The organism is Cupriavidus sp. 05T313, assembly GCF_056396665.1.
Genome location: NZ_JBFTLX010000264.1, coordinates 1 through 9,951, shown reverse-complemented (window position 1 = coordinate 9,951; position 9,951 = coordinate 1). Strand labels below are relative to the sequence as shown.

Annotated in this window: 10 protein-coding genes; 9 read left to right on the top strand and 1 reads right to left on the bottom strand. The window is 64.7% G+C overall.

Annotated features, from left to right (window positions below; translation table 11 throughout):
• Both AC1DKD_RS34900 and AC1DKD_RS34895 read left to right on the top strand, forming a co-directional pair.
• Positions 1–512, top strand: a 512-nt coding sequence (locus tag AC1DKD_RS34900) for an ATP-binding cassette domain-containing protein (protein WP_477144294.1), incomplete at its 5' end; no start/stop codon positions are given.
• Positions 513–526: 14 nt separating this feature from the next.
• Complete coding sequence (locus AC1DKD_RS34895) at positions 527–997, top strand: cyanophycin metabolism-associated DUF1854 family protein (RefSeq protein ID WP_441631065.1); 471 nt, start codon at positions 527–529, stop codon at positions 995–997.
• A 45-nt stretch (positions 998–1,042) separates the two neighbouring features.
• On the opposite strand, the gene AC1DKD_RS34890 is transcribed toward AC1DKD_RS34895, so the two are convergent.
• Positions 1,043–1,903, bottom strand: coding sequence for a hypothetical protein (locus tag AC1DKD_RS34890; RefSeq protein WP_441631063.1), 861 nt, complete (start codon positions 1,901–1,903; stop codon positions 1,043–1,045).
• A gap of 461 nt (positions 1,904–2,364) precedes the next feature.
• Here AC1DKD_RS34890 and AC1DKD_RS34885 point away from each other — a divergent pair, with 461 nt between their 5' ends.
• From AC1DKD_RS34885 to AC1DKD_RS34855, 7 genes are all read left to right on the top strand, one after another.
• On the top strand, positions 2,365–2,958 hold the full coding sequence (locus tag AC1DKD_RS34885) for a TetR/AcrR family transcriptional regulator (RefSeq protein ID WP_441631061.1): 594 nt from the start codon (positions 2,365–2,367) through the stop codon (positions 2,956–2,958).
• Between the two features lie 151 nt (positions 2,959–3,109).
• Complete coding sequence (locus tag AC1DKD_RS34880; protein WP_441631059.1) at positions 3,110–3,499, top strand: hypothetical protein; 390 nt, start codon at positions 3,110–3,112, stop codon at positions 3,497–3,499.
• A gap of 7 nt (positions 3,500–3,506) precedes the next feature.
• A complete protein-coding gene (locus AC1DKD_RS34875; RefSeq protein ID WP_441631057.1) occupies positions 3,507–4,631 on the top strand; it encodes an ABC transporter permease in 1,125 nt (374 codons plus the stop codon).
• A gap of 10 nt (positions 4,632–4,641) precedes the next feature.
• Entirely contained in the window at positions 4,642–5,391 is a 750-nt protein-coding gene (locus AC1DKD_RS34870; protein ID WP_441631055.1) for an ABC transporter ATP-binding protein, read from the top strand.
• Positions 5,378–6,292, top strand: a complete 915-nt coding sequence (locus AC1DKD_RS34865) for an HlyD family secretion protein (RefSeq protein WP_477102615.1) — start codon at positions 5,378–5,380, stop codon at positions 6,290–6,292. The genes AC1DKD_RS34870 and AC1DKD_RS34865 overlap by 14 nt, the downstream gene beginning before the upstream one ends.
• A 32-nt stretch (positions 6,293–6,324) precedes the next feature.
• A complete protein-coding gene (locus tag AC1DKD_RS34860) occupies positions 6,325–7,728 on the top strand; it encodes an efflux transporter outer membrane subunit (protein WP_441631051.1) in 1,404 nt (467 codons plus the stop codon).
• 812 nt (positions 7,729–8,540) lie between these two features.
• Positions 8,541–9,782, top strand: coding sequence for a hypothetical protein (locus tag AC1DKD_RS34855; RefSeq protein WP_477144293.1), 1,242 nt, complete (start codon positions 8,541–8,543; stop codon positions 9,780–9,782).
• Positions 9,783–9,951: the final 169 nt, after the last annotated feature.

Sequence of the window (9,951 nt, the reverse complement as noted above, 5' to 3'; positions counted from 1 at the left end):
CGATTGCCGAGAACATTGCCTATGGCAAGCCGGGCGCCAGCCGCGAGGAGATCATCGCCGCCGCGCGGGCAGCCCACGCGCATGAGTTCATCCTCCGGCTGCCGCATGGCTACGATTCGCTGGTGGGCGAGCGAGGCCAGGCGCTGTCCGGCGGTGAGCGCCAGCGCATCTCGATTGCCCGCGCGCTACTGATCAATCCGCGCATCCTGATCATGGATGAAGCCACCTCCTCGGTCGATACCGCCACCGAGAAGGAAATCCAGAAGGCGCTGGACAACCTGGTGCAAGGCCGTACCACCATCGCCATCGCGCACCGCTTGTCCACGCTGCGCAAGGCGGATCGCCTGGTGGTGATGGACCGTGGACAGATTGTCGAAGTGGGCGGCCATGAGGAGTTGCTGGCGCGCGAAGGCGCCTACTACAAGCTCTACCAGGCGCAGGCCCGCAACGTTGACGCCGATGCCGAGGCGGATCTCGATGCTGCCGCCGCGGTCACCGTCACCGTGCAATAAGGAAGGGAGGCCCTATGCAACAAGTCGATTTCAAGCTCTCCCGCAATGCCTTTGGGCGCCTGGTGATGACCACGGCGGATGGGACCGTGCATGAGGGCGTAGTGCCCGTGCGCGCTTTCCCGATCGCCGCGCCGGACGATGGCGTCGGCATGATCAGCGCCGACGGCCGCGAACTGGCGTGGCTGCCTCGCCTGGACACCTTGCCGGTCTCCGTGCGCGAGATGATCGAGGCCGAACTGGCCAGCCGGGAATTCATGCCGGAGATCCGCCGGATCCGCTCGGTGTCGACCTATGCCACCCCCAGCACCTGGGATGTGGAGACCGACCGCGGCCGCACCTCGCTGGTACTGCGCGGCGAGGAAGACATCCGCCGCCTGGCTGGTTCCACGCTGCTGATCTCCGACAGCCACGGCATCCACTATCTGGTACGTAACCTGATGGGCCTGGACAAGGCCAGCCGCAAGCTGCTGGACCGTTTCCTCTAAGCCGCACGGGCGTGCCATTCAGGGCGCGATTGCCGCGCCCTGGCATCAGTGCTTGCCGGTGAAGAGGAAGCCCACCTCGCGATCGGCCCGCATCGCGAACAGATAGAGCTGGCCGGGGGTGGGCAGGCTATGCGTGGTGGTCGGATCGTAATAGGCCACGCCGCTCATGACGGTATTCGGATTGCGGCAGGGCGGGCCGCCCAGTGTAATGCTGACGTTGTAGACCTTGCCCTGGCGGCGCGGCGTGGCGCTGCCCGTAAAGCTGCAACCCGTGCCGCCGTCGACGGTGAACTTGCCGTTGGCATCGATATCCAGCCGCGCGAATCCCGGGCCAAGCCCGGTGGTATCGATCACCTCCGTCGCGCCGTAGTACGTTCCCTTCAACCCATCGGCCGTGGCGATGTAGTTGTAGTCCGTGCTGTAGGTGGTGTTGACCGTCGCGACGCTGCCGTTGCGGTAGTTGAGTTGCGCCTGCAGTGCCGTGCCTGGCGTGTAGGAAGCGGCCAGGTTCGCTGCCGTGAGGCTGTAGCCCACGTCCACCAGGTTGAAGTCCCGTCCGTTGTTGTTGGTGGTGAGCGCGCCATTGCCGGAACTATAGTTGCCGGTCACCACGCCGGACGGTACGTCCGGTACACCTGCCCTGGCGTAGAACGCGTAATAGACATTCTCGTCGAGGACCAGGATGTTGAACCGTTCGTTGGCGACGGTAGTGCCGGTGTAGATGCCCGTGCCCAGCGCATTGGTGTCCGGAGCCGGTGGAACCACCGGGACCGCCGGGACCGCCGGTTCAGCGGGGACAGTGGCCGGTGGGGTCCGTATGATCGCCAGTCCGCCATCGTTATCCCCCGATCCGCCGCAGCCCACGAGAACCAGCGCGAAGCCGGCTGCCCCAATCGTTCTTTTCATTTATACGTTGCCCGTTCCGGTGAACCCGGGCGGCGCTGGCGCCGCCTTCCGGTTGTCGAAAAAAAAAGTGGACTGTAACAGCTGATTACAAATTAATGCAGTAGACGGCAGAGGGGTGCCGCGGTGCTTGCGCGTTCCGAAATCGGCTGGCATCGGGTATATGCCTCGCGAAAAAGACGCCCGCACAGGAACTGGCGGGCGCTGGAGGGCAACTGATGGCCGGGAGGGTGATTCCCCCGACCTGGAAGGTCGCCTCCTGGGAGGCGATCTGACCAGATGATGCAGAGAATCATTGCCAATGTGAATCAGACGGCTCTTAATTTCGCAGAGAGGGTGCAAAAATTCTGGGCGAATACCGCGCGTATTCGCAAGACATGGCGGCTGCGGCAAGTCCGCGGCGGACAGTTGACATCGCTCCGAATGTCCATATAATGCGACGGATTACTCCGTTTATTACAATCATGGCCAGGACGAAGGACGAACAGCTTCACGCTCAGCGCCGGGACGACATCTTGCGGGCGGCCGCGCGCACCTTCAAGACGAAGGGATTCCACTCCGCGCGTACCGAGGACATCTGCGCCGAGGCTGGACTGAGCGCCGGGACCGTGTTCAGGCATTTCGGCAGCAAGCAGGAAATGATCATGGAGATTGCCGCCCGCGAGTTCGCGCGTTACCAGGGCGAGGTTCGCCAACTGGCGAGCAGGGAAGGGCTTGAATGGCTCGGCCAGGTAGATGCGGCAGGGCTGGCGGCGGTCCTCGCGCCCTCCGAGTACGACCTGGGCGCGGATAGCTGGCTGGAACTACAGCGCGATCCGGAATGGAACGAGAAGGTGCTGGCCTTTGACCGGGACTTGCGCCAGACCCTGACCATGGAGCTAGAACGGGGCCAGCGTGAGGGCTGGGTGCGAGCCTCGCTCGATGCGCGCGGCGCTACCAACCTGATCCTGGCCATGTTTTCCGGCCTGGGGTTCGACCGCGACACGGGCATCGAAATCGATATGCAGGCCACGGCCACCGCAATGGCGGATTTCTGCCGCGTCTATATCTTTGCCTGATCCCGCGGGACGGCCCACGTAACGGCAGCTGATTAAAGCGATATCACAGCATATGCAAGTATTCCTGGCATTTCTCAAAACCGGACGGATTACTCCGTTTATTATTGGATCACTCCTTCTCCTGGCTTGCGGTCATGCCAGGCCAGTGGGCATGGCGGGGCAGTGGACCTTCCTGGACGACGGCACGGTCATCGACATCCGACCGTGTCCGGACGTGCCGGGAAATGCCTGCGGCATGATCGTGCAGCCGCCCCGGGCCGCTTACCGGCGCAGCGAGGCAGAGCTCAATAAGTTGTGCGGCGCGGTGCTGGTCGATGGCCTAGTGCCGCAAGAGAGCAAGGATGGGGACGCGCCCATGCTGATTGGCCAGATCGCCGATCCCGAGACGCTGCTCGGTGGCACAGCCGTCAGCCGCCATCCGGTCGATATCAGCCAGGCTTCCGCGCACCGGGCGCTGGTCGAGGTGCGGGGCCCGCTCGGACTGGTGGTCGAGCGATACACCCTGATCCGCCGCATTGCCCCGGCGCCTCGTTGCGAGTGAGGCAGGCATGGTTTCCCTTGCTCGTGCCACCCTCGTCCATGAATGGCGGCGCTACCTCGCCGCCGTGCTCGCCATCACCTTCGCGGGCCTGCTGATCGTTGTGCAACTAGCGCTGCTGCTGGGGCTGTTCGGCTCGGTCGCGGCGGTAGTCGACAAATCCGGCGCCGAGCTGTGGATCGGCTTTCGCAACACGCAAAGTGTCGATCTCGGCCGGCCGCTGGGGCGCGGGAGCGATGCGCTTGCCTGGTCCCATTCCGGTGCCGGCAGGATCGAAGCCTATACCACCGCATACGGCGACCTGAGGCGCCCGGACGGGGTGCCGGTATCGGTGCTGCTCCACGCCATGGATGTGTCCGGTGCCGGGCTCGTTTTTTCGCGGCTGCTCACGCCGGCTGAGCGGACGCTGCTGCGCGAGCCCAATGCCATCATCATCGACGCTGCCGACATGCGCAAACTGGGCGCGCAGGTAGGCACCGCGGTTGAGATCAATGGCCGGCGGGCGCGCATCGCCGGCGTTGTCGAAGGCATACGCTCCGTCGGCGGCGTCAATGTACTGGCCTCGTTCGCGACCGCGCGATACCTCGCTCCGGAAACCGCCGAGCAGGCTGCCTTCTACCTGGTTCGGCTCAAGCCGGGATTCGATGCGCACAAGGTGGCCGCCGAGATCTCGGACAAGGCGCGATTCCCACGCTACAGCGTCTGGACGGCAGATACGCTTTCCACGCAGTCGCAGGCTTACTGGCTGCTCGAGTCGGGCTCGGGGATCGGCACCGGGTTTGCATCCCTGCTGGCCCTGGTGGTGGGCATGGTCATAACCAGCCAGACGCTTTCAGGCGCCATCCTGGCCTCGGTCAAGGAGTTCGCCGCGCTGCGCGCGCTAGGCGTACCGCACAAATCGCTGCGGGCCATCGTGGTTGAGCAGTCGCTCTGGGTCGGGGTGGCCGGCCTGTTCGCGACGGGGATATTCACGTTGCTGATCGCATGGCTGGGCGATGCCTTGCGGATTTCCATGCGGTTTCCCGCCTGGATGCTGGCAGGCGCCAGCGGGCTGCTGCTTGCGATCGCCATCGTTTCCGGGCTGCTCGCGCTAAGGCCGTTGGGCCGCGCCGAGCCGGCATCACTGCTTCGTTGAGGGGGAACCCATGCCCATCCAACCTTCACTCGCCAGTCGCGGCATCGCCAAGGCGTTCACGGTCGGCAAGATCACGCAGCAGGTGATCAAGGACAGCAGTCTCGAGATTTATCCGGCGGCGTTGACGCTGATTGTCGGGCCTTCGGGATCGGGCAAGAGCACGATGCTGTCGATGATGTCCGGACTGCTCAGGCCGGACACCGGCCAGGTCTTTGCACTGGACACCGAACTGTGGACGCTGGATGAAGCGGCGCTGGACCGGTTCCGGCTGGAGAACTGCGGCTTTGTCTTTCAGGGCTTCAACCTGTTCGGGGCGCTCACCGCGTTCGAGAACGTGCTGCTGCCCCTGCAGTACCTCGGCGCGCGTGGCGCAACGGCGGCTGCGCGAGCGCGGCGCGTGCTCGATGAAGTGGGGCTCGGCCATCGCAGCCACCTGCGGCCCGCCGAGCTTTCAGGGGGAGAGAAGCAGCGCGTGGCCATTGCCAGGGCGCTGGTCAAGAACCCCCGGCTGATCTTTGCCGATGAACCGACGTCAGCGCTGGACAAGACCAACGGAGAGATCGTGATCGACCTGCTCAAGAGGATCGCCGCCGAGCATGGCGCAACGGTGCTGGGAGTCACCCATGACCCCCGCCTCCTGTCGCATGCCGACCGCGTCATCGAGCTAGAGGACGGCATCGTCATCCGTGATCGGCGACAGCGTGGGCGGCCGTCTGCAAACAACCTCGCGCCAGAGGAGCGCAAACATGAATATGCATAGTCCGATTCGCCTGCCGAAGGCTTGCTGGCTCGTTGCCGCCGCGCTGTGGCTGGGCGCATGCGGCCATGAAACGCCAGGTGCGCCAACGTCCGCCCGGCATGGCGTCCCGGCGGGCGCGCTTGCCAGCGCCAAGGGGCGCGTGGACATCGAGGGCGGCCCGGTGCGCCTGGCCGCCAGGCGCGACGGCGTGATTGCCCGCGTCATGGTCGAGGAAGGCGATCGAGTGCGGGCTGGCCAGTTGCTGGCAACGCTGGACACGGAGATCGCGGTGCGCGGCCTCGCTCTGGCCCGCGCCGAAGTCGGGCAAGCCGTCCAGGAACGCAACAAGGCCCGCGTGGAACTCGGGGCTGCCGAGCGCGAGGCCAGGCGGCTGCAGCCGCTTGCCGATGACGAGACCATTCCGCGCCAGGAACTGGATCAGGCCAGGGACCGGCGCGCCAGCGCGGCGGTGGGCTTGCTTGCCGCCGAAGCCGCCATCGTCACGGCAGGCGCGAGGCACGCCATCGCTGAGCGCGAAGTGCAGGAGCGGTCCATCACGGCACCGCTCGACGGCCAGATCATCCAGCGGCAGGCGCGGCCCGGCAATGGCGTCAGCACGCTCAATGTCACGCCGCTCTTCCTGTTCGCCCCGGATGTTGGCCGCATCGTTCGTGCCGAACTGGAAGAGCAATACATCCCGGGCATCAAGACGGGAGGTCCGGCGGAAATCATCCTGGAGGCGGATCCCGCACGGCGGTGGCGCGGCAAGGTGCTGCGCGTTGGCAGAATCGTCGGGCAGCGAAGCGCGGGCGATGACCCCGCCGAAAAGCAGGACAACCGTGTCGTAGAAGTCGTCGTCGCGCTGGATGCGCAAGACTTGCTTATTGGCCAGCGCGTGGTGGTGCGCTTCCTGGCGAGCTGAGGAGGAACAGGATGCACCGAATCTGCATTGCCATGCTGGCGCTTTCGTTCCTGTTGGCCGGATGCGTGCCCGGCACGGTCTCGCCAACGCGTCCCGCGCCGCCAGCCCAGCGGTGGTCCGGCCTTGTCACCGAAGCGAGCGGGTTGCCCGATGCCGCCGAAGCGGCGCTGCCCGCCGATTGGTGGACAAGCCTCGGCGATCCCGTTCTGAACGGCCTGGTGGATGTCGCGCTCGACGACAGCCTGGACTTGCGGGCAGCGGCCGCGCGGGTCAGGCAGGCACACGCCTCGGTGGATGCCGCGCGTGCAAACAGGATGCCGCGCCTGGACCTGAACGTGAACGCGGAGCGGGGGCGTATCCAGCAATCCGCGTTCCGGGATGGCGAGGGCGGTCAATTTCGCGTGCCACCGTACCGGAGTTCGCACTTTGGCACGCAACTCGCCGCCAGCTACGAAATCGATCTGTTTGGCCGCCTGGCGCTTGCGCAGGGCGAGGCCGGTGCCCACGCCGATGCGACGCAGGCGGATCGCCGCGCGGTGCGGCAGTGGCTGATTCATGACGTCGTACGCACCTACGCCGATGTCCGTCTGGCCGACGCGCTACGCCAGGATTTGCTGCTGGATCTGCAGCTTGCCCGCAAGCTGACGGCGGACGAATCCGGTCGGCGCGAGGCTGGGCTCGCAACGTTGGCCGCCGTCCGGCATCGGGCCGATCTGGTGACGCAGCGGCAGCAGTCGTTGGTGCAGGTTGAACAAGATCGCCACGACGCCATCTCTCGCCTGGCGGTGCTGTTGGGTCGTGCGCCATCGGAACTGCAACTGGAGGCGCAGGACGGATATCTCGGCCGGATGGCGCTCACCGGGTCCCTGCGCGCCGACATGCCCGCTTCGGTGATCTCCAGCCGCCCCGATATCGATGCGGCATGGCACCGCGTAGTTGCCACCAGCATGGCCGCCGAGCGGATACGGCGCGAGCGCTACCCCACGCTCACGCTGACAGGCACGTCGGGGTTCCTGAGCGAGTCTCTGGGCCGGTGGCTCAGTGGCGATGCGCTTGGCTGGGCACTCGGATCCGCGGTACAGATGCCCTTGTTCGACGGGGGCAGGCTGCGGGCCCATGCCGCCCACGCGACCGCGACTGCCGAAGAGCAGGAAGCAGCTTACCGCAGGACGGTGCTGGCCGCGTTGGGCGAGGTGGAGGTCGCGCTCGGGGCCGTAGCCACCGCCAGCAGGCAGCGCGAAATCGCGGCAGCCGGTCTCGCACGGCGCGCGGCTGACCAAGCCGCGGCCAGGGCTTTGGTCGCGGCGGGGACAAGCGCGCGCGATGCCGCCCTACGGGCAGACATGGCATGGCTCGACGCGCGACGCGAGCTCACCGTGCGCCAGCACGAGGTGCTTGTCAGCTGGGCGTCGGCGCACAGGTCGCTGGGGCGGTAAGCGTCGCCCATTTCTTTAGTGCGATGCGAGATTCGCACTAACGCCATGGTTCCTGGTATCTCCGGATTATGGCGGCCGATTATAGGCAGTCCACCAAAAAGAAAAACCCCCGAAAGGCGTCGCGCCTTCGGGGGTTTGGGTAGTCCCGGGATTATCCGGGACTGAATATTGGTGGGCCGGCGTCAATCGAATAGATGCCGGAAAGTGGCCATGGTGGCCGATCTTGTTTTCAGATTGGTGAAAGTTACCCCCAAAGTTACCCCCAGGCGAGGCACGCTGCCCCCTCTCGCGAGGTTCAGTGCGACGCGCGCCCGCCGGTCGTACGGGCGGCGTCGGCCGATGTTGGATGGGCACAGCGGCCACATGGCGGAAGAAGCTAGCCGCAAAAAAGCTTGGTGACACTGGTGACAGGGTAGGGAATCGACCGGAAAGCCATGCCTGTCAACGGTTTCAGTGTCACCAACTATCTTTGTGTTTTTTGGTGACACACATATATTTTGGTGACAAAGTTGGTGACAACGCCAAAGCAGCCACGGTGGCATAAGGCTTTGCGGGCCGTTTCTTCCAGCAAACCCGCTTGGGGCTGTGGGGTTTGCTCTTCAGTGTCGATTGTGCTTGGCCGGTGGCGGGTTGCCCCCCTTCTGGAACTGGGCCTTCTCGCGCTCTTCCGGGACGCGGCGCGATGAGAATCGCCCCGTGCCGCCGCCCAACAGGCGCGGGATGCACTTGCTACAATCGGCCTCGCGGGGCCTAGGGTGGCCACCCGAACGCCGGAAACCTTCGCCGGCTGGCCTCGCATCCCCTGAAGGCGCATGGAGGGTGCGACATTGGATGAGATGGCGAGCCAGCAATTGGCTTGTTTCGATAGCTATGCCGAGCAGCGGCGACGGCGCGTAGAAGAGGGGCGCGCGCGGATCGTGGAGATCGATAGCCATTCGACCGCGCGTATGCATGATTGGATAGCCGCGCATGGTTCCAATACTTCCTTCGATGAGTATCTTGCCGAAGCGCAAGCTAGCCGAAGTCGGGCTGTTGCGGAGTTGCGTAGCGCCGATCCCATTGGGATGGGGGGGGCCTCGTTTCTTGCCACAGAATTGAGCCGGCAGCTAAGTGGCAGCACATATCGTGAGATCCAAGCGAGAGTTGAATTTGATTCGCTGCGCGTTAAAGCGCAGATGCGGGTCCTCGCCGATTTCACTGACCGCTATCAAAACCAAATGGCCGTAGCCGCGGCCTGGGCGAGCAAGTATGGCGCCGTGGCTGCCGTCACGAAGCGTCTTGCAGATTTGCCCCATTGGCCAAGCTTGGCCAACGCATCCGCGATGCTGGACTCCCTTGGGGTGAATGCGGCGGCGCTGTCCACCATGGGCCGTGCATTCGAGGCGCTATCGGCGCGCGGGGCAATGAAGGAAGCGAGCATTGCTGCATTGGGGCTTGGTAGCCATGGCCCGGCTATCCTTCGCCTTCCACGCGTCTCGGGACGCGATGCGGCGGAAGATGCAGGCGAGCGCCGTTCGCGCGAGCTGCGCCAGGTCGTTCTGGATGTCGAGGCAACGCCAGTACATGACGAACCATCGGAGGATGCACTTCGCAGACGCATCGTTATATCCGCGCTGCTTGAGCAAGTCCGTGAGTGCGGAAACCTGACGCCCGTCCTGGCGCTAAGGGGTAAGGGACAGCTAGCCGAGGGTGACTATTGGGAAGTGTTCGAACGTGCGGATGCCATGCTGCAGCAGCAGGCTGCGGAGATGAGGTTGAGGTCTGTACAGCTCCACCCGGCTGCAGAAGCGGAGCGGGCAGCGGCGTGGCGGGCGGCACCTAGCGGTGAGTTGCGTAGCCATGAAGCCAAGGCTGGGGATCGGGCCGCTGCAGCGCGGAAAGCGCGGAAGCAAACGAAGCAAGGCTATCTGGATCGCATTGCTTCGGACAAGCGAAAGGGGGTCAGCGTCATTGCGAGAGACTATGCATCCAGTCTGGCGGATGAGCTGGGCCTGACAGTCGGCTATGTTCGAGAGCTACGCGCTGAATTCCTGGGGGAGGACGCGCCGGAATAGCGTGGTTACTGTCGCAGTAGCTGTAATAGCCTAGACTAAATCTGACAGTGGTTGGTTATCCATGCCGCCGCACATCGGTGCGAAGGGCGTAGCCCAGAGTGCCAGTGTGCGGCGGAATCCACAAGGAGTCCGCCATGACTCAGGAACAGAAAGTCATCCGTGCCAAGGT

Coding starts and splice junctions, on each gene's coding strand:
- AC1DKD_RS34895 (WP_441631065.1), top strand. CDS start 527: ATGCAACAAGTCGATTTCAAGCTCTCCCGCAATGCCTTTGGGCGCCTG.
- AC1DKD_RS34890 (WP_441631063.1), bottom strand. CDS start 1,903: ATGAAAAGAACGATTGGGGCAGCCGGCTTCGCGCTGGTTCTCGTGGGC.
- AC1DKD_RS34885 (WP_441631061.1), top strand. CDS start 2,365: ATGGCCAGGACGAAGGACGAACAGCTTCACGCTCAGCGCCGGGACGAC.
- AC1DKD_RS34880 (WP_441631059.1), top strand. CDS start 3,110: ATGGCGGGGCAGTGGACCTTCCTGGACGACGGCACGGTCATCGACATC.
- AC1DKD_RS34875 (WP_441631057.1), top strand. CDS start 3,507: ATGGTTTCCCTTGCTCGTGCCACCCTCGTCCATGAATGGCGGCGCTAC.
- AC1DKD_RS34870 (WP_441631055.1), top strand. CDS start 4,642: ATGCCCATCCAACCTTCACTCGCCAGTCGCGGCATCGCCAAGGCGTTC.
- AC1DKD_RS34865 (WP_477102615.1), top strand. CDS start 5,378: ATGAATATGCATAGTCCGATTCGCCTGCCGAAGGCTTGCTGGCTCGTT.
- AC1DKD_RS34860 (WP_441631051.1), top strand. CDS start 6,325: ATGCTGGCGCTTTCGTTCCTGTTGGCCGGATGCGTGCCCGGCACGGTC.
- AC1DKD_RS34855 (WP_477144293.1), top strand. CDS start 8,541: ATGGAGGGTGCGACATTGGATGAGATGGCGAGCCAGCAATTGGCTTGT.